The organism is Verrucomicrobiota bacterium (assembly GCA_019247695.1).
Lineage (GTDB): Bacteria > Verrucomicrobiota > Verrucomicrobiia > Chthoniobacterales > JAFAMB01 > JAFBAP01.
The window spans coordinates 1-22,640 of sequence record JAFBAP010000126.1 but is presented as its reverse complement, the minus strand read 5'-3'; the positions used below and the strand labels follow the sequence as shown (position 1 = coordinate 22,640).

The window sequence follows — 22,640 nt, the reverse complement described above, 5'->3', positions numbered from 1 at the left end:
GCCCAGCGTTTACCCCTCGACCTGACCCGCAATTCTGCCACCGTCAAGCAAGACCCGGCACGCGCCACGCATCCGCGCGTCTCTCTATACCATTCCGCCGGCAATGGAGCTAAAATCTTGTCTTCTTTGCAGGCCCCTGCCGGTTTTATACCTATCATACCGTATAAAGGGTCTAGACACGACGGGCGGGGAGACGGTTTGATGGCCTGAAGGGCCAAAGGAACATAGCCAGGGTTTCACCCTGGGAACGGGTTCCTCCCCCGATCGAGCCCTGAAGGGGCGGTAGAAAGCGTTGCCGTCGGGTTCTGCCGCCCCTTCAGGGCGGGATCATGATTTTACGGTTACCCAGGGTAAACCCTGGGCTAAGTTCTCTTGGCCCTTCGGGCCGTAAGACGGTCACGGCTGTCCCCGCGCTGCCCTCAAACAATGTGGGTAAAGCTCAGGGGTTAAACCCTGGGCTATCTTCCTTTGGCCCTTCAGGCCATCAAACCGTCTGCCGGCCCGTTGGGCCCGGATCGTTTATACGGTCTGATAAGGGTAACGCTGGCAGGGCACCTGGGAAGGAGGACAAAAATTTACCTCCATAGCCGTCGAAATGGTATAGAGAGAAGCGCGGACGCGTGGCGCGTGCCGGGTCTTGCTTGACGTTGGCAGAATTGCGGGTCAGGTCGAGGGGTTTACCCCCCCTGCCGTTTAGTAAGGATACAAGGCCGGGCGTGGCCTTCGTCCCGGAGGGACGGCTGAGGTTAGCCAGGGACTTCAGTCCCTGTGCTGTGAAGGCGTTGCCCAGGGGTTGCGTCCCCTCGGGACGGCCGAAAACGTGCGCCAAGCCAAGCGGGCGTCAAAGGTTGGGGGGCGTTCGGGTTTTTTGGCGCCGAGGGTCGCACCGGGTTTGGCCGGCCCCGGGGGAGTCGGAATCCTCCGGGGCAGCGTTCCAGGCGTCCCTACAGGACGCGATCCGTCTTAAATGCGCCTCACAAGGACTGAGGTCCCTGCCTAACCTCTGCCGTCCCTCTGGGACCAAAGCATCCCACCGCCCCTTAACTATATGGCCGTGGAGTAAACCCTACGCCACGTTCTACTGCCCCTTCGGGGCTGAAACCTCAGTCCTGTCGCCCAAGGTCGGCTCGAAACAGCGTCCCGGGTTCAGGCCGGGTAAATTCACAACCAGCGTTTAAATGCAGTTTTCCGTTATTTCTGCCACTCCGGCGGCTTAACGATCTGATCGCGTGAGGTGACCTTGATTTCGGGACGGCCTCCATCCATCTCGACCTTACCCTGCAATTGCATTTCGTGCTTGGGTAGGAAAGTCAGGCGAGGATCCGCGTCCAACCCGGTTCCCTTAACGATCAAGGCACTGAATCCATCCGGCTGGTTGGTTTCGGTGAACGAGATCCGGAGGTTGCCGTCTTGCTGCAGTTGCACGTTTTCGACTGTGCCGTGCACCAGCACGTCTTGTCCCACGTGTTGTCCTGCCTCCGTCACCGGCACCGGTTGCTGAGCCTGGGAGAGTGCCGGGCTCAGAAGCCATAGAGCGACGCTGATTGCGAATGATGCCGCTTTCATCCTCTTGTCGCCCACTTTTACTTCATACCGAAGAGGTTAAACACGATGTACAGGCCGCCGGCGAAGGTAGCTGCGCCCAGCAACACGCAGGCCGGCAAGGTCAACACCCAGGCCAGCACGATGTTGCGCAGTGTCTGCATCTGCAGCCCGGAACGGTTGGCGGCCATGGTTCCGGCCACCCCCGAGGAGAGCACGTGGGTGGTGCTCACCGGCAAACCGAACCGGTCCGCGGCCAGGATGGTGGCCATGGCCACGAGTTCCGCCGAAGCGCCCTGGCCGTAAGTAAGGTGCGATTTGCCGATCTTTTCGCCGACCGTCACCACGATGCGTTTCCAGCCGATCATCGTGCCGAAACCGAGGGCGCAGGCCACGGCAACCTTCACCCACACCGGGATGTAATCCGTCACGCTTTTAATGCGTGACCGGTAGCCGGTGAGCACCGATTTGGCTTGCGGATCATTCAGGTGGCCTTGTTTGTTCAGTTTGTTGATTGTCTCGCCGACGAGATAGATGTCGCTGCGCATTTTTGAACGGTCGGGACTCGAGAGTTCTCTGAACCCGTGCTTGCCGTCGATCATGCTGACAACCCGATGGTTAATGACCGAGAGGGCGGGCACGATACGGTCGTTGAACTGGCCGGTGGTTTTCAAGTAATTGGACAGTTCGGTGGAAGCGTCATTGTCGGGCATCTTGTTACCCCCGGCCAAACGGTCGATGGTTTCCACCGCGTGATGAGCCGCCTCTGAAAAGCCGGTAAACACCGCCGGATCCGTCGTCAGATTCAGCGCAAACGTCGCCGGGACGATGCCGACGAGGATCAGCATGATCAGGCCCATGCCTTTCTGGCCGTCATTGGAGCCGTGGGCAAAACTTACGCCGGTGCAGGTGCAGATAAGCAAGAGCCGTACCGGCCACGGGGGCGGTGTGTCCTTCGCCGGCGGTTCGAAGAGTTCCGGGCGCCGGATCAGCCCCTTAGCCAGCAGGAGCAGGATGGCCGACCCTACAAAGCCGACGATAGGAGAAAACAGCAGTGAACTGAACACCTCTTCCGCCTTGGCCCAGTTGACGCCTTCACCGAACACGTGACCGGGCGTCAGCATCGAGTTCGCCAGACCCACACCCATGATGGCGCCGATGAGCGTGTGAGAACTCGAGGCCGGCAATCCGAGGTACCAGGTGCCCAGGTTCCAGATGATGGCCGACAGCAGCAGGGCAAACACCATGGCAAAACCCGCCCCGGAACCGACGTTGAGCACAAGTTCGACCGGTAGAAGCGCCACGACGCCGAAGGCGACCGCGCCGGTTGAGGTCAGGACACCGAGGAGGTTCCACAAGCCGGACCAGATGACGGCGATCCAGGGCCGAAGCGAGTGCGTGTAGATTACGGTGGCGACCGCGTTGGCAGTGTCGTGAAAACCGTTCACGAATTCAAAGCTCAGGGCCATTCCCAGGGCCAAGACCAGGAAAAGCGCAGTTCCGAGGGTCAGAAATTCTCCAAACAGGTGCATAAGGTCGTAGGCGATCTACCGGCATAAGCTCTGCCTGTCCAGCCCACCGCGACGTGACGAATGTTAAGGTTTTGTAACACAACCTTCCACGAGACGCCGGAGCGGCAGGTCCCGGTGCCTTATCAGCGTAGCGCGCAGGTTACTTTAACGCGTTCTGGGGTATGGCAACGATTCGCCGGAAAATGGGCCACTTCTCACGCCGCCTGAGCATGATCCAGTCGTAGCGTGAAGGCGTAGTCCCGTGGCGGCGGGTTGCGCTCCATATTGAGGTTGTGATCGCCGAAACGGTTGATGTGCGTCGTCAGGGCGGGCCGGAAGCGGTGGCCACCAACTTCGGCTTCTGGCGGGGGATGGCCCGGTTGGGGGGCTTTTTGGGTCGCAAAAGCGACGTGGAGCCGGGTTGGCAGAGCTTATGGCGCGGCTGGCAGGAGCTGCAACTGTTGCTGCAGGGGGTGGAATTAGCGCAAGCGCTCCAGGAAAAATGTGGGTAAAGATAAGGCCACTTGCGTCGACGTGGCCAAAACGCTTCTCCAAGTGGCGGGGGCTCAAAAACGGCCAGGCACAGACCAACCGTTCCGCTTGGTTGGGCAGGGGCTGACAATCGCCGCGCAGCGGTCTAGTCCAATGCCCGTTTCGTGCACGGACCCCAGACGGGGCGGCTCACGCCGTAGGCTACTCGGCGGCCACCTTTGTGGCGGGCTGAGCATTTCTCCCTTGTCAAGCGCGGCCCCCAGGGCTAGGAACGGATTAGTTCGCACAAGTTCCTTCTCTGCCCGACGCTGCCCGTCGTGAGCGCCGCTGGAGTCCAGGGCCTCGCTCGAATACCCCCTGACCTTTGAAGCCCCCCATCGTGTGATTCCTCCCCATGACAACGCTTTTAGTGCTCGCGCTGGCCTTGCCCTGGTTGCTGATCGGCTTTGGCTGCTGGCTCGGCTACCAACTGGTGCGTCAACACGGGCGCATCTTGCTGCGCTTGGAGGCGCTCGAGAAAGGGCTTGCCGCCCGGCCGGCTGAGCCGCCCCGCCCTGCGCCGGCTGCCCCGAGCGGCCTGCCGCTGGGCTCCATGGCCCCGGACTTCGAATTGCCCGACCTTTCGGGGGCTCGCCACCGGCTCTCAGAGTTTCGGGGTCGTCCGGTGCTGCTGATCTTCTTCAACCCCGCCTGCGGTTTCTGCACGAGCATGGTGCCGGAGCTGGCGGCCTTGTCGCCTGGGGGCCGGGACGCCAAGCCCGTGCCGCTTGTGGTCAGCACGGGGGGAGCCGAGGCCAACCGCCAGCTCTTCCAAACGCACGCCATCGGCTGCCCGGTGCTGCTGCAAAAGGAAATGGAAGTGGCCGCACAATATCAGGCCCACGGCACGCCGGTGGGCTACCTTCTCGACGAAACGGGCACCCTCGCCAGTGAGTTGGCCGTGGGCGCGGCAGCCCTGCTGGCGTTGGCGACCGCCCCGGCGCCACAAGGCGCGCCGGAAGCGGGCCACGCGCCGCCGTCCAAGCCAGCCGCCCGGGGTAACAAACCCGTAAGCGAGAGCCGGCTCAACCGCAGCGGGCTCAAAGCCGGAACGCCTGCGCCGAACTTCCGCTTACCGCGCCTGGATGGGAAGGAACTGGCCCTTGAGGACTACCGGGGCCAGCGGGTGTTGCTGGTCTTTACCGACCCGGACTGCGGCCCCTGCGAGCAATTGGCCCCGCACTTGGAACGCGTGCACCGCGAGCGCAAAGACCTGCAGGTGCTCATGGTCAGCCGGCAGGACGCAGAGACCAACCGGCAGAAGGTGGCCAAGCTGGGGTTAACCTTTCCGGTGGTGCTGCAGAAAAACTGGGAGGTCTCGCTGCGGTACGCCATGTTCGCCACCCCGGTGGGATACCTCATTGATGAGCGCGGGGTGCTGGCTTCGGACGTGGCGGCGGGATTTGACGCCATTCTGGCCTTAGCCGCCGGCCCGAGCGTCTCCTCCAACGGCCACCAGCCCCACCCTGAAAGTCCTTTGCCAGCGCGCGCGTAAGCGCCCCGAACTCAATCCCCCGCAGCCTCCAAGGAGCCGCCATGAAACCCCGCCCCGCCAACCCACGCGCCGTGGAACACCGATTCGATGAATGGGCCAAAGCCGTCGCCCACGGGCTGACCCGGCGCAAAACGCTGCAACTGCTAAGCGGTGGCCTCACCGGGGCGCTCTTGGCCCTGCGCGGGCCGAAAAGCTGGGCCGCGAGCAGCACCACCGCCACTGCGCCCACCGCCCCGACCCCCGGCGGGGCCGAAGGCGACATCGCGGCCGCCTCGGCACTGGAGGGGACCGTGATCTGCCGCAACCAGGAGTACGCGCTGTGCGCCGGTGTCCGCTGTTTCGTCTACAACAACGTCGCCTATTGCCGCTGCGACCTGCGGTTTGGCAACAGCATCAGCCGCTCGTTGTCATACGCCGGCGGCGACGTCTGCAACTTCAATGCTGAGGGCCCCAGCAACGGCTACGTGGTGAGCACCTACAGCGTGCCCCCCTCGATCGTCGCGCCGTCCGGAAACCAAGCGCTCTACTTCTGCCCCCCGACGGCCACCTCCGGCGCCTACGCCTCGTGCGACGGCGGCATCTGCTTCGCGAGCACGCGGGGGCAGTCGTTCCCAGGCCTCGGCCAACTCGGCGAGAACCAGATTGTGTGCTCCTGCCCGATCTCGTCGGGCGCCTCCGGCCCTGCGGCTCTGCTGGGCCATCAGCTCTTTGGCCCCTACCCGTGCGAAGCCTCCTTCTTCAAGAACTGCACCGGCGCGGTCGCCAACACAAACAACGGCACGACCCTCTACGAAGGCGCGCCGACCGGCTCGTACGGACTCGGCGTCCTGCAGCTGACCGGCACGGTTCCGCGCTTCAACACGTGCTTCCCCTGAGCGTTCCCACACCTTTGTAAGGCCCTCAGCCAGAATAGGGTTTGTAAGCCCCACCTCGGCGCTTGGTTCGAGCGTCCGCCGGAGCCCCGTGGGGTTGGTTGAACCCCGCGCTCTCGCCCGAGCACCAGGGGTCAATCACCCCGCAATCGAGCGTGCGCGGGCCTCACGCCCGCGCTCAAAACGCTGAGGCTCGGACCGGTGGGTGCGCCGCCCCGCAAACCGGCTCAGCGACGGCGGCGCCCCTTGCCCCCCGGCGGACCCTTCGGAACGCTCGTCCCCAGCAGGCCTTCGATGCCACGGGTGAGCGTCGCCGGATCCGCATCGCCCAGCAAAGCCTCTTGCACGATGGAACCCAAGAAGAAGGAGAGCAGCGCCTTGGCGATGGCTTCCGCATCCGCCTCGGCGCGCACGTGCTTGCGCCGCTGCCACTGCCGGACCACCGCGGTCAAGGCGTCCCGGTACTTGGTCTGGAACTCCGTCACCAGCGCCTTCACGGCACCGTTGGTCTGCGCCTCACTCCAGCCCATCAGGATCACCGCGTTCAGATCGATGCCCGCCCGTTTGGTGTGCTTGGCGATCGCGGACGCCACCTCGTGCACGAAGGGTAACGGGGCAAGCGCCTCCTCCCGCGTCAGCACCGGCAGCAGCAGTCCCCGTAACTGGCCCAGGTAGGTCGAGATCGCCGTCAGGATGAGCTCGTCCTTGCCCTTGAAGTAAAGGTAGACCGCTCCCGCCGACAGCCCCGACTCCCGGATGATGTCTTCCATGGACGTGGCGTGAACGCCCTTGCGAAGGAAGCAGGGCCACACCGCCGCCAGGATCTGGTCCCGACGCGCCTGACGTTGTTGCTCAGAAATTTTCGGCATCTTGCGCTTGCCTCCTCATCAGTCCTGAAATAAAAGAAGGAACATTCTTTTTATTTTAGCAAGGACACTTTATGAAAACCTCCGCGTTAATCGTCGGGGCGGGCCCTGTCGGCCTCACCCTGGCCATCGAACTCGCGCGCTTCGGCGTCCCCCTGCGCATCGTCGACAAAGCGTCCCGGCGCACCGACAAGTCCAAGGCGCTCGTCCTCTGGAGCCGCTCCCTTGAGCTCCTGGAGCGCTCCGGCGTGAGCCGCTTCCTGGTCGACGCGGGATACAAGGTCGAAAGCGTCACGATCTCGGCCGACAAACGCCCCATCGGCCGCCTCACGATGGACGGGCTTCCGTCCGCTTACCGTTTCGCGCTCATGTTGCCTCAGAGCGACACGGAGCGCATCCTTGAAGAATTCCTCAACGGCCTGGGCGTTCGGGTCGAGCGTGAGGTCGAGCTCCTCAACTTCAACGACACCGGTGAAAACGTCGATGCGAAGCTTCGCCACGCGGACGGCACCGAAGAGGGGGTGGAAACCTCGTGGCTGGCCGGCTGTGATGGCGCCCACAGCACCGTGCGCCATCGGCTGGGCAAGGAGTTCCACGGCGAAACCTCCCTGATCGATTGGCTGCTGGCCGACGTCCACCTTGTCGGGGTGCCCCCCACATCGGGGATCGACATCGGCTGGCACTCGGACGGCGTGCTCGCGACCTTTCCCATCTCGGAAAACCGCTACCGCATCGTGGCCGACGTCGGAACGGCGCACGACGGCTCCGCCCACCCCCCCACGCCCACGCTGGCCGACGTGCAGACGGTCCTCGACCAGCGCTTTCCCGGCGGCGCGCGCGCCACGGATGCGGTCTGGCTCTCCTCGTTCCGCATCAACGAGCGCAAGGTCGCCGATTACCGCGGCCGCCGGGCGTTTCTCGCCGGCGATGCGGCCCATGTGCACAGCCCTATGGGCGGCCAAGGCATGAATACCGGCATGCAGGACGCCTGCAACCTCGCCTGGAAGCTCGCCCTGGTCGTTCACGGCAGGGCATCAGCGGACCTGCTCGACAGCTACACCCCCGAGCGCAGCCCGGTGGCGGAGGCCGTGCTCAAAGTGACCGGCCGGATCACTTCCCTGGCCACGGTCAAGAACAAGCTGGGCCAGGCGCTCCGCAATCACACCGCCTCGCTCATCCTGGGGATGGCTCCGGCCCGCCGGTTCGCCTCGCAACTCGCCGGCGAGCTCTCCATTGCCTATGCCCACAGCCCGCTCAACGCACGCGGAGGACATTTTGATCCGCACCCGGGAGAGCGCGCGCCCATTCGCCCGCAGGAACCGCCCGTCGGTGCCGGCGACGCACCGCGGTTCGCGATCTTTGGCCAAGGAGAAGGCATCCCCGCCGATCTGCGGTCGCGCTTTAGCGGCCTGTTGGAGCCGTCCCTCCGGGAACCCTTCACTCCGGAAGGCCTGTGGGTCGTCCGTCCTGACGGCTACACCGCGCTCTCGGCAAAGTCCGGCGACTGGCCCGCCGTCTCCACCTACTTCGACAACCTCATCGCGAAAGGAAGGGCGCTGTGATCTGCGAAACCACCACCGCGGGTGCGGATGACCGCGCCGCGATCACCGCCGTCGTGCAAAGCCAGGCCGAGGCGTGGAATCGCGCCGACGCCGAGGCCTTTGCCGAACGCTACGCCGAAGACGGGACCTTCACCAACGTCGCCGGCACCCGGATCTACGGCAAAGGGGGGTTTGTGGAACAGCACGCGCAGATTTTCCGCACCCTCTTCGCGGGCAGTCACCTCGCCTTAACCGTGGGCAGGATCCACTTTGTGCGACCCGACGTCGCGGTGGTGGACCTCGATGCGACGCTCGCCAACGTGCAACAGGTGCCCCCAGGGGCTGGGCTGGGCAGCGACGGAGCGCTGCACACGAAGCTGCAGGAGGTCCTGACCAGAGAGGACGGCCGGTGGTGGATCGCGGCGTTTCACAACGTCGCCGTAGCCCAAATGCCGCCACGCTGACCGCGGCGCAGACTTTCGCGCGGGCAGGCCGGCAACGGCGACGCGGAAGGGTGTTCCAGGACGGCAACGCGCATTCTGCAGTCGCGAACTTGAACCATTCTTTCGGTATGGTCGGGTTAGGCGAGCGATGGCGGCCTGTCGGGCGTAGGCGGCTCGAATCGCGTCACGTCACCGAAACGGGCTAGCCTAACCTAAGTTCCGCTGCGTCAATATGGAGCGCAACGCGCCGCCACCGGACTACGGCTTTACGTTACGACCGAATCATGCTCAGGCGGCGTGAGAAGTGACCCATTTTCCGGCAAATCGTTGCCATACCTCCTTTTGGTGCGGCTCGGCCGATCCATAAATGGAGCGGGCGGGCACTTCGGTTCAGTTCAGTTTGGGAGCCCCGTTGGCAAAACCGGCGTTAATCGTTCCCGATGACCAGGCCGGGCGGGAGCGATTCGCCGAAGAGGCTGGACCGGTCGCCGGAGGCAACCGGGACGAATTTGCGAAGCCGTTCGAGGCGCACGGGTGCAACGTCGGCCTTTTGCAGTCTGGACGCGATTTTGTCGCGCAAAGCCTTTGGCAGGTCAATGGCCGGGTCGTCGACCACGCGGGCGGCCCGGAGGAAAAGGGCGGAAATTTCGGCCAGTTCGGGCGCGACCCAATCCAGATCCGACAGCGCCTCGAAGGCTTGTTCGACGTGGACCGGGGGGAGGACAGTTTCAGGCCCGGCATAGAGCGGAGCGCGGTTGAGCAGGAGCCCGAGCGCGACGAGGTACGGGGCGCAGTACTGCTTCGCGGCCGCGAGTTGGCGGGCAGTTTGGAGGAAAAGGGTGGCGAGCTCGGCCTTGGTGACCGGGCGGATTCGCTCAAGCGCTCCGGCGAGCCGGACAAGTTCAGCCGGCGGATTATTCTGGGTACGCAGCCTGGGCAACTCGGGCTCGAGGATCAGTTCCTGGCGTTCACGGCTCAGCCCGCCGGCAACCCGCCGCCAGAGGATATACTGCTGGAGCTGGAGGCGTTTGCCGGGCCAGGCGAGCCCCTCAGCGTGCAGCCGCCAGAGTTCGTCGATGCGCGCATCGTCTCCCGGCGCACCGAACCCCGGGCGGAGCAGGAACCCGGCCAGGATCAGCCATGCTTCTTCATGTTCCACGGATTTCTGACGGTGCGCGAAGCCGCCGTACAGAGCCGGCCAGAGTGAGCGGATCAGCACCCAGTTCCAGCCGGCTTTTGGAAGGGCGAGGATCTGCTCGAGGGTTTTGAGGAGGTTGGCGGCAGTGAGTTTGTCGCGCGGGTCGAGCGGACGGGAAAAGATCAACCGGATCCGGGTTTGGGCAGTTTCCAGGCGCGCCGGATCGACGCCGGCATCGGCCCGCACGGCGCCGGCCTCGTCCGGTGGTATCCGGCTCCGGCTTCCCGGTTCAGCATCGGATTCGTGCGGGCGAAGGTTGAACTCCAGCGGCCACGATTCGTGCACGCGGGAGTCAGCGCTGACGCAGGTAACCTGGAGCAATCCGAGTTCGTTGATCCGGGTGGTTAGGGTCACCGGTAGCCGGTCGCTGCCGCCCAAAGGCCGCCCGCTGAGGCGGGCGGTGGTCTGGAGCAGTGGAAGCCGGTGGAACTCGTCCTTGTTAAATTGCACGAGCGCACCGGCGCGGTCGGCGCTGCGCCGGGTGGAGTAGTACGGCTGGAAACGGACCGGGCGATTGATGCGAAGTTCAAGGCCGGGCTGAGAAACCCGGAACTCCTCCTCGGATGGCGCGTTGCGGGGCAGGATGCAAACCAGGGCAGCGGCGGGCGTCTTTTCCGTTTTCGCGGGCGCCTGATGGATTTCGAGATAAATGGCGCGGGCTGCGCCGGCCTCGATGCGTTGAGCGTGACGATGCAGGATACCGCCGAAGCGGGCAGCTCCGCGGGCAACGGCCAGGTCCGGCTCCGGGTTGTCGAGGATTTGCGGCTCGGCGCCACCCTGCCAGCGGGAGATCTGTTGCCGGAGCCGCTGGCGCAACGCTTCAGGGTAAAGGGTCCCGCCGTTGAACAGCACGGCGTCCAAGCGCGGGCGGCCGCGCAGGAAGTCGGCCAGGTAGCGCGTGACCGCGCTGTCGGCGGCGTAGGGCAGCGCCCATTCCCTCAGACCGGCTTGCGTTTTCGCGGGACGCGCATCCGCGCCGCATTCGGGGAAGAATCCGTCGAGCACGATCGATTCGACCTCGGCCCGTGCGACCTGGACGCTAACGGTCCCGCCCAGCAGACTCGACCCGCGGCCGGGAATCGAGATCGGAAAAACGTCGCCGGCCGCGTTTGACAGGCAGCGCTCCTTCAGATCGCGGCAGCGGGCCACCAGGAAATTCCATTGCGCGCCGGAGAACGGTTCGCCTCCCAGGCGTGCCTCGACGTGGTGCGCGAGCGCGAGGTCAATATTGTCACCCCCGAGGAGCAGGTGATCACTGACGGCGATTCGTTTGATGTGCGGAAACATCGTGCCGGACGGGGGGCTGACCTCGAAAAGGCTGAAATCGGAGGTGCCGCCGCCGATATCGATCACGGCGACGACGCGCCGGGCATCATCCCCTCTGCCGGACAGCCGTCCCCAGAGGGTTTCCGGTGATTCCTGCTTTTCCAGCCAACGGTAAAACGCGGCCTGCGGTTCTTCCAGGAGGCGGACCCCTTCCGGGAAACCGGCCTCGCGCGCGGCTTCCAGCGTAAGCCGCTGGGCCACCGCATCGAAGGACGCCGGAACGGTAACGGTAATCTCCTGCCGTCCAAAACCGGAATCGCGTTCGGCGAACCTTGCATCCCACACGGCGCGCAGGTACTCGAGCAGAAGGGCGGAGGCACGGATGGGCGAGATCCGCCTCTCGACCGGAATTTCGTCCGATCGCCACGGCAGAAACGGCGCGGTCCGGTCCACGGCGTGATGGCAGAGCCACGACTTGGCGGAGTGCACGACGCGGCCGGGAAATTCCGCCGCCTGCTTTCTGGCGAACCGGCCGGGGATCCACTCGCCTTGCGCCGCGCTGTCTCCAAGCATCCGGGCGGCTTCGCGTTCAGCCGGCAGGTACAGGAATGAGGGCAGCGTCGTTGCCTCGGAAAACCCTGTGAGGGCTTCCCACTGCGGGATCGGCAATACCTCGCTTGACCCCTGGCTATCGCCGTCGAGCGCCTCGAATGCCATGGCGCAGTTGGTGGTGCCGAGATCGATGCCGATGCTGAATTTTGCGCTAACCATCAAACGAAGCGAGGCGGGCAGGTACGCGCCCTAGGTGATCCAGACCCATTTTCAGGGGGAGGGTGCAAACTGGTGCCTTCACTCCATCCGCACCTGAAATTCCACCTTCCAACGGCGGTCCGACCCGGTGTGTTTCATCCAGAGCTCAAGGTTGCCGAGTTCAGTGACGACGGGGTTGATGACCACCGGAATGGCCTGGCCTTCGGGGAACCCTTCAACGGCCGGCAAGGCCACCTCGATCCGGCTGGATTCTTCGAGCTCGCGTTCGGCATTTGGAATGACCTGACCGGGTCTGTCCCCACTGCGAACCTCGGAAGCAAAAAAGCGGAACTCCGCCGGCCGGCCGGTCATCAAGCCGAATACCTGCTGATCGATGAGGAGTTCGCTGCCTTCTTCCATGCCTTGCGGGACCACGCACAAGGCTTTGATCGGCGGCTTGAACCCCGGGATCGCCGGCATCGAAGATTCGAGCCCGACGTAGTACGACCGTGCGGTGCCTGCCTTGATGCGGATCCCGTGGCCGGTGGTGCGGTTGCGCCCGTAGAGCGCGCCCCCTTTGGCGACGGCAAGGTCGGGTTGAAACCCCGCGAGTTCCCGGACCGAAGCACCATTGTCCCACGAAGCGAGCAGATCGAGCACCCGTTTCCGGATCGGCGCCGCCTTGAAGACGCCCCCGTTGAAAAGCACGGCGGTCGGTTTGATGTAGTGGCCCTGGAGCGCTTCCGGACGGGTGGCCAGGAGGGCGGCCAGCGCTTCGCTGGCCTTCACGTTCATCAGGCTCCGGGTCAGGAACCGGGCGAGGTGCTTACTGATAACCGGGTCCGGCGCATACGGCAGTCCGAACTCCTGGAGGCCGGTGCTCCGGAATTCCTGCGGCAGATCAGTTACCGCGGTCAGCGGGAAAAAGCCATCCAGAACGATTTGCTCGAGGGTAGCGCGATTCAACTTCGTCGAGACCGTTTTTGCCAGCAGGCTGGATCCTCGAGAAGGGACGGCGATCGGGGCATCCTTCAGGGAGGGATCATTAAACAGCTTTTCCTTGGCGTTGCTCGCGGCGTGCGTCAGGGCGAGGAACTGCCACGAATCGATCGATTTGCCGGTCGCTTCGAGTTGCGCCTGGAGCGTGTAGGCGAGCGCGAGGTCCATGTTGTCCCCGCCCAGCAGGATGTGCTCGCCGACGCTGATTCGTTCGAGTTCGAGGTTGCCTTCCCTTTCGGTGATGGCGATCAGGATAAAATCCGCGGTGCCGCCGCCGACGTCGCAGACGAGGATAATATCTCCGGGACTGACCTGGCGCCGCCAGTCGCTGCCGGCCTGCGCCGTCCAGGCGTAGAAGGCTGCCTGCGGTTCTTCAAGCAACACCACCTTGCCGAACCCGGCGGCGTCTGCGGCCTCGGACGTCAGGTTGCGAGCGACTTCGTCAAAGGAGGCGGGAACTGTGAGGACGATCTGGGCTTCCGCCAGGTTCAACTTGCGGCCTTGGGCGTTTTCCGCGTACAGGACGCCCTCTTTCATGTGCTCGAGGATGCGCCGGGAACATTCGAACGCAGAGAGTTTCTGTTGTTTGATATCGGATTTCCAGGGCAGGACCGGCTTTTTCGGATCGATGTGGACGTTCGACAGCCACGATTTGGCCGACGTAATCAAACGGTCCGGGATCAGGGTGCCGTGATCGCGCGCAAACTGGCCGACGATCGTTTCCGAAGCACTTTTTGTCCATGGCAACCGCGAGGCGTTCTCCGGAAATTCGTCCGGGTGGGGGATGTAAAGCGCCGAGGGAAGCAACGGCTTTTCCCCGACCTGATTGGGAGCGAGCAGTTGCGTGATTTCGACGATGGCGGTGCGGCCGGTCTCGAGATCCTCGACGGCAACCACGCTGTTGCTGGTGCCCAGATCAATTCCAAGACTGAAACGTGCGCTCATTTGGTTAGGTAAAAACGCTTATTCGGACCGGCGAATGGGGGGCGGCGCGGCCCTACTTGATTTCGACTTCTGCAGGGGCGATCGCCGGCAGGCGTTCCCGGCCGGTATTCACGAGCCGCGGGAGTTTGACGGATTCGGTCTTCCAGCCTTTGTGGATCAGCTTGCCGGTGAAGGGTGGGTCTCCGCTGAGTTTGCCGACGATCCGGTACTCATCGGCGGCGTAGCCGGCCGGCACGGTGACCTGCGATCCTTCCTCGGCATTGGCGACCGGGGTGATCTTAAAAGATTCCTGCAAAACCTGTCTGCACCCCTGATGAACCACCCGCGCCGCCGTCCCGACCTGGGCGTCATCATAAGGGGTAAGATCTTCCATGAGAAAATCGACGAAGCGGCCTTTCTCCTGAAGGAGGGCGAAAAAGGCGACGACTTCTGCTTCCGCCGGATTTACCGCCGGGGTCGGTGGTGGGACGACCACCGGCGGGGGAGGGGACGGCGCAGCGGCTTCAACCGGAGCAGGTTCCGGTGCGGCAGCAGGCTTGGTTCGTCCGGCCAGCGAAAGGACCAGGACGAGGAGGGACAGCATGAAGGCAGCCGCGGCAATCGGGACAAGGTAGTCGCGTGCCGCCGGAACCAGGAGCAGACCAGTGAGGACGGCAACTAAAACTGCGGCGAGCGATAGGTAAGGTTTCATCGTAGTGACTGCCCTAGCCGGGCGGATGAATGCCTTGAAAGTTTCAGTTTGATTCCGCCAAACGCAAGCGCCGTCACACGGCGGGCACGGCGAGGAGGGCGGGCACAACGACTGAGTTCACACGGCGAACACGGCGAGCCACGGCGACCACGGCGGAAAGACAGAATCATCCGCAGAACACGCAGAAGAACGCAGAAAAGAGGAAAGCATTCACAGATTACACAGATTGACACAGATTAAGAGGACCTGGCGGTAACTCTAAGGCTGACACTCGCACCCACCCCCCACGATGCCACTCCGAACTCCGAACCCCGAACCCCGAGCTCCGAACTCTCTCCTCTTTCCGCCGTGGCTCGCCGTGGTCGCCGTGTGAACTCAGTCGTCGTGCCCGCCAAACCCGCTGTGGCCGCCGTGTGCCCTTAATCTGTGATGCTTGGCAGCCACGGGCGACGTGGTATACTCCGCGCGCCTGCGTCATTCATGATTTATGTTGCTCCGTAAGTTACTTTGTCTTGCCAGCCTTGGGGTTCTCGCGTTCGCATCGGCGATGAACGCCCCCGCCCAAGGTCCGTCTCCGACGCCATCTCCGAGCGTCCGGCGCGCCGAACCGGCGTCAGATTACACACCGGTTCCGAACCTCACACCGGCTCCGGGCGCCACGCCGGCTCCCGCAGATTCAGCCGCGCCGTCGCCGACCCCGGTGTTCGCCAATCCGACCCTGGTGCCGCCCACGGGGACGCCTGCCCCGAGCGGAAACGTCAGCCCTGCGCCGAACCCAAATGCGCCGGCACAACCTTGGACGCCGCCCGTACCGCAACCGACCGTGGCGTCTCCCGGCGAGACGGCCCAGGTGCCCCGCGCGCTGCCGGCATCATCGCAAGAGCTCATTACCCGGCTGCAGATCTTTTTGGATCAGCGCAGCTTCGGGCCGGGAAAAATCGACGGCAGGTGGGGAGAATTCACCGGCAAGGCGCTGATCCGCTACCAGGTTGCGAACGGGCAGAAACCGACCGGCCAGATTGATCGGGCGATGCAGGAGGAGTTAGAAAGGATCTTCCCAATCTACACAACTTACGCCGTGGCGGCGGAAGATTTGACCCGCATTGACCCGACCTTGCCGTCCAAACCTAAGGACGAGGCGCACCTCAAGGCCTTGAATTACCGGTCAATGGCCGAGTTTTTAGGTGAGCGATTCCACGCCGATCCGGAGTTCATCGCAAAGCTTAACCGAGGCGTAAACCTCGATAGACTGAAGCCCGGCGACTCGGTGCGCGTACCCAACGTGCAGCCTTTCCAGATCGAGACGATGAAAGAAGTGGCGCACCTGCCGTCCAATTCGCAGTTCGCGACCCGCGTTGTCAAAGTCGACACGCATTACCACATGCTGGACGTCTTCGACGGCGAAAAGCTGATTTGCTCGTTCCCGATCACCCCCGGCTCGAAACGGTTGCCGGCTCCGATCGGCACATGGAAGATCGTCGGTATCTCCACGCTGCCGTGGTTCCGCTGGGATGAAGCCATGCTGCAGCATGGGGAGCGGAGTGAAAACTATTATAACCTGCCGCCGGGCCCTCGGAATCCGGTGGGCGTGGTCTGGATCGGCCTCAACAAACGCGGGATCGGGATCCATGGCACCAACAGTCCGGACACGATTGGCCGTTCGGCCAGCCATGGGTGTATCCGGTTGGCCAATTGGGACGCCGCACGCGTGATCAGCCAGGTCACCGGCGGCATGACGGTTCAAATCTTCTGATTCCCGGCGCATGGAGTGGGCGTTACTGATCCTCGACAACGAAGCGTTAACCCGGGCGTGCAAGGCGCAACTTGACGCCCTGCGGGCGGATATTCAGACGCTGGAGCGGCAGATCAGCGACCACGATCAGTTTGATCTGCCGGCTTTTCGCCAGTGGGAAAGTCTGGTCTGCGCCGACCTGTTATCCCGCAAACGCGAAGCGCAGGACATCGCGCAGTTGTTGCGGGCCCGGCTCCGCCTCGTGCATGCCTTACGGGAGCGCGGCGGCTATCACGAGGGTGAAGCGCTTTTCTGGTTTACGGCGATTGAAAGCGGCCGGTGCGTGATCCCGGCAGAAGTCGAACGTTTCTGGCGGGAAATCGACCAGCCGCAAGCGGATGACCAATCGTGGGCTCGGAAAACCTGGACGGTTGCCGGGGACGGCTCGGAATCCGCACACGATGAGCCGGGCGGCGCCGCGGGTGGACGAGGGCACGGATTTTCGGACCGGGCCGGGGATGCCGATCCCGATGAGGCGGATTTCTCGGATCAGGAGGACATCGCCCGCGCTGAGCTCAGGGAGGACGTAGGCACGCGGGTGAAAAAGTTGTACCGCAAGATCGTGAGGCGTCTGCACCCGGATGCCAGGGGATTGCTCTCCCGGGCCGAGTTGGAGTTGTGGCATCAAACCCAGGCTGCGTACCACGCGGGCGACGTTTTCACGCTGGAAGTTATCCTGGCGCGTTGCGACCGGGTGGGGACAAAGCAGCTTCGTTATTCGGAGCTGCTGGAGCTGGCCAGCGAGGCGCGGGCGCGGCTGGCGATGCTGGAACGCGCGCTGGTCATCCTGGCCGAACGCCGGTCATGGCGGTTCCGGGCGACAACGGCGTCGCACCGGCGGGCAGTTGCGCAGGAGCTGCGGAACGAGCTGGAGGCGGAGATCTTTCAATTGCAGTGCGAGCAACAGGCTTTGGACCGGCGCCTGTTGCGGATGCAGCAGGAGGCCGAACGATGGATGGAGCGCCGCCGCCGGCAGATGGAGGAAGGGGCGGCGAGTGCCGGGTAGGAGGAGTGGGGATGCCGGGTGTTGGGTGTCGGGTGGCGGGTGGCGGGAAGAGGGGGGTTCGGAATGCGATCGTGAGTGCCGGGTTTATGGCCTGAAAAGTTCCGGCAGAAAGGCGATCAAGGATGGGCGCCATACGTCCATTTCATGGCCGAGGCCGGGATATTCGTGGTACCGGTAGGCGATTTTTTTTTCATCGAGAATGGCTTTAAGGCCGGCAACATCCTTGCCCGTGACGGTATCCTCCGAACCGACCGTCACCGTAAAATCGCGTAACGCTTTATTAACCCGATCCGGATCGGCCAAAGCTGCCGCAACCCCCTCATCCGGCACCGTCACCGTGCTCACGCCGCTGAAGGTGGCCACCCAGGCGAAGGTATCCAGATGGGAGAGGCCGGAAACCAGCGCCTGATAGCCGCCCTGCGACAGCCCGGCGATCGCGCGTCCATCCGCCTCATCCCGGACCCGATAATGGGCCTGCATGTAAGGGATGAGATCCTCAATCAGTTCACGGTCGGCCGCCTTGGCATTCAGCGGGTAAAAGGTCTTGCGGCGCTCGCCGGCGGGGAAGTTTTCCGGGATGGCCTCCGGAATGTCGGTTTCGGTGTCCGGAATGACCACGATCATGGGTTGAATCCGTCCCGCAGCCAGAAGGTTGTCGAGGATCTGGGGGGCGCGGCCTTGTTTGACCCAGGATTCCACGGTGTCCCCGAAGCCGTGATAAAGGTAAAGGACGGGCAAGTGAGCGGAAGCGTCGCTGTAGCCGGGGGGCGTGTAGACGAACATTTGCCGCTCGGTATCGAGCGCCTTTGAACGCAAGGTGACGAGGCGAAGGTCACCGTGCGGGACGCGTCGAGTGTCCAGCAGGCTGCCGGGCACAAGGATGAGGCTGGTGTTCACCTGCCGCTGAGGCTTTGGAGAGTTGGTGCCCGGATCGATCGTGCGAAACCCGTCGACGTCGAAGTAGTACTCGTACAGGTTTGGCTCGACCGGGTCGCCCGTCACGCTCCAGACGCCATCCTGGTTGCGCACCAGCGGGATGGGCGCCGCCGCGGCCGGGTCGAGCCTTTTGAAGACGACCGAGACGGCTTTGGCATTGGGCGCGAAGAGCCGAAAAGTGATGCGGCGGTCCTCACCAACGGAGGTAACGAACGCTTTAAGTGGCCGGTCGTTCGGCGGGCCGGCGGGCAAGCCGGCCGCGCGTGCTTCACCGGTCAAAAGCGCGCAGGTTAAGAGGAATCCAGACGCCAAAGAGTGCATCATGGTTACCTTTGTAATGCAGGTTGCCTCGGGCTTCATGTGTTAGTCTTCGTTTTCACAGTGACTCGCAAACCGATACAAGCTGCCTATCGAAGCAGGGTTCGTAAGTCGGCAGGCAGCGGGGCGGTAAATTCGTAATTTTGTCCGTGGAGGGTAAAGGCAAGCCCACCGGCGTGCAGGGCGTGGCGATCCAGTAACAGTTCGGCCGCGAGGCGCGGAGTCCACCCGGTCTCGATGAAATCCAGGTACAGGTTTTCATCCGGCCCGTAAATCTTGTCACCCACGATCGGTAAACCGGCCGACTGCAAATGAACCCGGATCTGGTGGGTGCGGCCGGTCAGGGGACGCGCTTCGATCAGGCTGAACGATCGCCCGTCAGCCATCCAGCCCGCGAGCCGGCGGCAATGCGTCACGGCCGGGTCGCCGCCCGGATCGATGCATCGTTTCAGCCAGATCCGGCTCGGCCGGACGCGGCCCTGCCGCAGGATGGGTGCGTCGATGGTGAAGGCTGGAGCGGGTGCTTCTCCCCAACAGATCGCCAGGTAAACCTTTGAAATTTCCGACCGCTCAATCCGGTGGGAAAGGCAGCGGGCGGTGGCCCGGTTCTTGGCGACGAGGATCAGGCCGCTGGTCTCGCGATCCAGCCGGTTTACAAACGAGACCTGGCCGCCTCCGAGCAGTTCGTAGGCAAGGAGTTCGCGTAATTCGTCCCAGACCGTGGGAGGTCCACCCGGTTTGGTGGGGTGAACCATCCAGTGAGGCGGTTTATCGATGACCAGAAAATCGTCGTCTTCGAAGACGACGCGCCTGCCGAATGACCCGATCGCCGCACGCGTTTTGATCAAGGAGCCGGGCCAATGCGGGGTATCCACTCCTGCAAGGGTAGGGTAGCCCTGCAAACCGCGCAAAAGTTTACAAGCGGCCGAAAAATGGCGGCGCAGGCTCGTGGGCGCAGTGGCGGTGAGTCCGGCGCGCGTATTTGTTAGAAATGAGTTGCGATGGTTGAATTCAAACAAGTCAGCCGGCGGTACCGGCAAGGTGACAATCTGGTGGTGGCGCTTGACCGGATTAGCCTTGGCATCAGCGCCGGCGAATTCGTGGCGATCACCGGTGAATCGGGGTCGGGCAAGAGCACTTTGATGCACTTGCTCGGCGGCCTGGATCGGCCCGACGAAGGTGAGATCTGGGTCGACGGCGTGGCGGTCGGGAGTGCGTCCGAGAGGGAATTGACGAAGTATCGCCGGGAAAAACTCGGGATCGTCTTCCAGTTTTTCAATCTGTTACCGACTTTGACCGTGTTGGAAAATGTGGCGCTTCCGCTCCAGTTACAGGGCCAATCGCTGCGCCGGGCCGAGGAGCGGGCGCGCGAGTTGCTTGACCTCGTCGATCTGGGAAAGCGCGCCGGCCATTTTACCTCACAGCTGAGCGGCGGTGAAATGCAACGGGTGGCGGTGGCGCGAGCGCTGGCGCATCAGCCGCGCCTTTTGCTGGCCGACGAACCGACCGGAAACCTTGATGAGGTGAACGCGAGCCGGATCATGGCCCTGTTTGGCACGATTCACCAGCAGCGTCTCGCCACCCTGGTGGTGGTGACGCACAGCCCGGACGTGGCGGCCCAGGCGGGCCGGGTCATACGCTTGCGGAACGGCAGGATCGAAGGGGATACGATCCGAAAGGGGCCGGGAACACGGGTGCCGCGGCTCGATGATCAAGCAGCGGTCGTCGGGCACCCCGGCCTCTGCTGAGCGCGGATTGATGATTAAACGATCCTTAACCCTGATGATTGCCGATTGCCGATTGCTGAGGGGCGTGTAACAATCCGGGCCTCCTGCCGATGGCTTTTTCATACCAGCATACTTTGGCAAAAAGCGCCAGCCTGAGCGGTACGGCTTTGCACACGGGCGCTACTGTGACCCTGACGTTGAGGCCGGCCCCGGTCGATCAAGGTATCCGGTTCAAACGGGTTGACCTGCCCGATGAGCCGATTGTCGAGGCAAAGATCGATCACGTGAAACTTGTCGAACGCGCCACCACGATCGCGGAAGGCAACGTGAAAGCGCACACCGTCGAGCATGTGTTGTCTGCATTGCACGGGATGGGGATCGATAACGCGATTGTGGAGATGGACGCGAATGAGCCGCCCATCGGCGACGGGAGCGCCATTCCGTACGTCGAGTTGATCAAGAAATGCGGGCTCGAAGCGCAACCGGCGATCCGCCGGGTATTTGAAGTGCGTGAACCGATCCACGTTGAAACGAAAAGCGGTTCAATCCTCACGCTGGTGCCGGACGACAGGTTCCGGATTTCCTGCACGCAGGTGGGGCCGGCCGGGCGCTTCACCCAGTATCATTCCCTGGAAATCACGCCCGAAACCTACGAGCAGGAGATTGCGCGGGCGCGCACGTTCGTCTTTTACGAGGACCTCAAACCGTTACTGGACAAAGGGCTGATCAAGGGCGGCAGCCTGGAGAATGCAATCGTGATCCGGGGCGAGTCGGTCATGGGCAAGGAACCGTTGCGTTATCCGGACGAGTTCGTGCGCCATAAGATCCTGGATATCATCGGTGACGTCTTCCTGGCCGGCTGCCGTATCGCCGGCCACATCATCGCGATCAAACCCGGGCACGGTGCAAACAGCGAACTCACCCGGGCAATCCATAAGCGTCACGAACATATTCTTGCAATGGCGCCACCGCAGGTGATCCCGCGCGGTACCGGGGTGATGGAGGCGAAGGATATCATGGCGGTGTTGCCGCACCGGTACCCTTTTCTGATGGTTGACCGGATCATCTCGTTCGAAGGCGAGAATAAATGCGTCGGGATCAAATCCGTGACGGTCAATGAACCATTTTTCCCGGGGCATTTTCCGGGTCACCCGGTCATGCCGGGCGTTCTGCAGGTTGAAGCCATGGCGCAGGTTGCCAGCATTTTACTGCGTAAACAGAGTTCGGTCACCAGCGGGATCGGTTATTTTATGAGCGCGGATGGGGTCAAGTTCCGCAAACCGGTGTTGCCTGGCGACAACCTGGTTATTGAGGCGGAACTGGTTCGCGCCAAGGGCAATATCGGCAAGGCGCAGTGTCGTTGTCTGGTTAATGGAGAAGTGACGTCGGAAGGGACCCTGATGTTCGCGTTCGTAGCGCAATGAGCATTCACCCGACTGCGATCATCGACCCCGGCGCCCGGATCGGCGAGGGGGTCACCATCGGACCTTATTGCGTGATCGGCGACGGCGTGGAAATCGGTGATGGTTGCTGGCTGCAACACCATGTGACCCTGTGCGGTCCCGCCAGGATCGGACCGCGAAACCGTTTTCATGCATACGCGTCGATCGGCCAGCAAAGCCAGGATCTGAAATATGCGGGCGAGCCGACTTTTCTGGAAATCGGCGAGCAGAACTGTTTCCGGGAATTTGTGACCGTTAACCGGGCCACGGCGGTCGGGGCGGTGACGCGCATCGGGTCGTTCGGCAATTTTCTGGCCTATGCGCATGTCGCGCACGACTGCCAAGTGTCGGATCACGTCATCTTTTCAAACAACGGAACCCTGGCGGGCCATGTCCGCGTGGACAATCACGCGGTGCTTGGCGGCCTGACGGCGGTTCACCAGTTTTGCCGGATCGGCCGGCACGCCATCACGGGCGGCTGTTCCAAGATCGTCCAGGATGTGCCGCCGTTCATGATTGCAGACGGAAACCCTGCGGTAATCCGCGGCATCAACCAGGTGGGGTTGGAGCGAAATGGGTTCGCCCCGGAAACGGTGCGGGCAATAAAAGAGGCTTATCGGATTCTGTACCGGTCGAACCTGAACACCAAGCAAGCGTTGGCTGAATTGCGGGCGACGCTCGAGGGGGTCACCGAGGTGCAACAGCTGATCGAATTCATCGAGAGCAGCGAGCGGGGGATCATCCGGTAAAGCCGCATCAGTCTTACACC

Annotated in this window: 17 protein-coding genes and 1 pseudogene; 10 read left to right on the top strand and 8 right to left on the bottom strand. The window is 63.1% G+C overall.

Annotation, left to right across the window (positions count from 1 at the left end):
• Positions 1 to 1,191: 1,191 nt before the first annotated feature.
• Both JO015_14970 and JO015_14965 read right to left on the bottom strand, forming a co-directional pair.
• Positions 1,192 to 1,566 carry a hypothetical protein gene (locus JO015_14970; protein MBW0000398.1) on the bottom strand — a complete coding sequence of 125 codons (375 nt, stop codon included), beginning with the start codon at positions 1,564 to 1,566 and terminating at the stop codon, positions 1,192 to 1,194.
• A 17-nt stretch (positions 1,567 to 1,583) separates the two neighbouring features.
• Positions 1,584 to 3,074, bottom strand: coding sequence for an inorganic phosphate transporter (locus JO015_14965; protein MBW0000397.1), 1,491 nt, complete (start codon positions 3,072 to 3,074; stop codon positions 1,584 to 1,586).
• A 344-nt stretch (positions 3,075 to 3,418) separates the two neighbouring features.
• On the opposite strand from JO015_14965, the pseudogene JO015_14960 reads away from it, so the two are divergent.
• From JO015_14960 to JO015_14950, 3 genes and pseudogenes are all read left to right on the top strand, one after another.
• Positions 3,419 to 3,565: pseudogene (locus JO015_14960) on the top strand (IS4 family transposase).
• 374 nt (positions 3,566 to 3,939) lie between these two features.
• On the top strand, positions 3,940 to 5,079 hold the full coding sequence (locus tag JO015_14955) for a redoxin domain-containing protein (GenBank protein MBW0000396.1): 1,140 nt from the start codon (positions 3,940 to 3,942) through the stop codon (positions 5,077 to 5,079).
• Between the two features lie 41 nt (positions 5,080 to 5,120).
• Positions 5,121 to 5,954 (top strand): hypothetical protein, encoded by an 834-nt coding sequence (locus tag JO015_14950; GenBank protein MBW0000395.1) that lies wholly within the window; start codon positions 5,121 to 5,123, stop codon positions 5,952 to 5,954.
• 224 nt (positions 5,955 to 6,178) lie between these two features.
• On the opposite strand, the gene JO015_14945 is transcribed toward JO015_14950, so the two are convergent.
• The gene (locus JO015_14945) at positions 6,179 to 6,820 is read right to left on the bottom strand and encodes a TetR/AcrR family transcriptional regulator (GenBank protein MBW0000394.1); all 642 of its coding nucleotides are present in this window, start codon (positions 6,818 to 6,820) and stop codon (positions 6,179 to 6,181) included.
• A gap of 71 nt (positions 6,821 to 6,891) precedes the next feature.
• Between JO015_14945 and JO015_14940 the strand changes: the two genes are divergently transcribed.
• Both JO015_14940 and JO015_14935 read left to right on the top strand, forming a co-directional pair.
• Positions 6,892 to 8,379, top strand: a complete 1,488-nt coding sequence (locus JO015_14940; GenBank protein MBW0000393.1) for an FAD-dependent monooxygenase — start codon at positions 6,892 to 6,894, stop codon at positions 8,377 to 8,379.
• On the top strand, positions 8,376 to 8,822 hold the full coding sequence (locus tag JO015_14935; protein MBW0000392.1) for an SgcJ/EcaC family oxidoreductase: 447 nt from the start codon (positions 8,376 to 8,378) through the stop codon (positions 8,820 to 8,822). The genes JO015_14940 and JO015_14935 overlap by 4 nt, the downstream gene beginning before the upstream one ends.
• A 406-nt stretch (positions 8,823 to 9,228) precedes the next feature.
• On the opposite strand, the gene JO015_14930 is transcribed toward JO015_14935, so the two are convergent.
• The 3 genes from JO015_14930 to JO015_14920 all read right to left on the bottom strand — a co-directional run bounded on the left by JO015_14930 (position 9,229) and on the right by JO015_14920 (position 14,650).
• On the bottom strand, positions 9,229 to 12,036 hold the full coding sequence (locus JO015_14930) for an Hsp70 family protein (GenBank protein ID MBW0000391.1): 2,808 nt from the start codon (positions 12,034 to 12,036) through the stop codon (positions 9,229 to 9,231).
• 78 nt (positions 12,037 to 12,114) lie between these two features.
• A complete protein-coding gene (locus JO015_14925) occupies positions 12,115 to 13,959 on the bottom strand; it encodes an Hsp70 family protein (protein MBW0000390.1) in 1,845 nt (614 codons plus the stop codon).
• A 52-nt stretch (positions 13,960 to 14,011) separates the two neighbouring features.
• A complete protein-coding gene (locus tag JO015_14920) occupies positions 14,012 to 14,650 on the bottom strand; it encodes a DUF2760 domain-containing protein (protein MBW0000389.1) in 639 nt (212 codons plus the stop codon).
• A 547-nt stretch (positions 14,651 to 15,197) separates the two neighbouring features.
• Between JO015_14920 and JO015_14915 the strand changes: the two genes are divergently transcribed.
• Both JO015_14915 and JO015_14910 read left to right on the top strand, forming a co-directional pair.
• Positions 15,198 to 16,403 carry a L,D-transpeptidase family protein gene (locus JO015_14915; protein ID MBW0000388.1) on the top strand — a complete coding sequence of 402 codons (1,206 nt, stop codon included), beginning with the start codon at positions 15,198 to 15,200 and terminating at the stop codon, positions 16,401 to 16,403.
• 10 nt (positions 16,404 to 16,413) lie between these two features.
• A complete protein-coding gene (locus JO015_14910; protein MBW0000387.1) occupies positions 16,414 to 17,448 on the top strand; it encodes a hypothetical protein in 1,035 nt (344 codons plus the stop codon).
• Between the two features lie 84 nt (positions 17,449 to 17,532).
• Here the strand turns inward: JO015_14910 and JO015_14905 are convergent, their stop codons facing one another.
• Complete coding sequence (locus tag JO015_14905; protein ID MBW0000386.1) at positions 17,533 to 18,708, bottom strand: esterase family protein; 1,176 nt, start codon at positions 18,706 to 18,708, stop codon at positions 17,533 to 17,535.
• An 83-nt stretch (positions 18,709 to 18,791) separates the two neighbouring features.
• Positions 18,792 to 19,577 carry an RluA family pseudouridine synthase gene (locus tag JO015_14900; GenBank protein MBW0000385.1) on the bottom strand — a complete coding sequence of 262 codons (786 nt, stop codon included), beginning with the start codon at positions 19,575 to 19,577 and terminating at the stop codon, positions 18,792 to 18,794.
• Positions 19,578 to 19,703: 126 nt separating this feature from the next.
• Here JO015_14900 and JO015_14895 point away from each other — a divergent pair, with 126 nt between their 5' ends.
• The 3 genes from JO015_14895 (at position 19,704) to lpxA (ending at position 22,620) form a co-directional block, all read left to right on the top strand.
• Positions 19,704 to 20,450: an ABC transporter ATP-binding protein gene (locus JO015_14895; GenBank protein MBW0000384.1), complete on the top strand. Its 747-nt coding sequence runs from the start codon at positions 19,704 to 19,706 to the stop codon at positions 20,448 to 20,450.
• 89 nt (positions 20,451 to 20,539) lie between these two features.
• The gene (locus tag JO015_14890; protein MBW0000383.1) at positions 20,540 to 21,853 is read left to right on the top strand and encodes a bifunctional UDP-3-O-[3-hydroxymyristoyl] N-acetylglucosamine deacetylase/3-hydroxyacyl-ACP dehydratase; all 1,314 of its coding nucleotides are present in this window, start codon (positions 20,540 to 20,542) and stop codon (positions 21,851 to 21,853) included.
• Entirely contained in the window at positions 21,850 to 22,620 is a 771-nt protein-coding gene (gene lpxA, locus JO015_14885; protein MBW0000382.1) for an acyl-ACP--UDP-N-acetylglucosamine O-acyltransferase, read from the top strand. Before JO015_14890 ends, lpxA begins: the two co-directional genes overlap by 4 nt.
• Positions 22,621 to 22,640 lie beyond the last annotated feature (20 nt).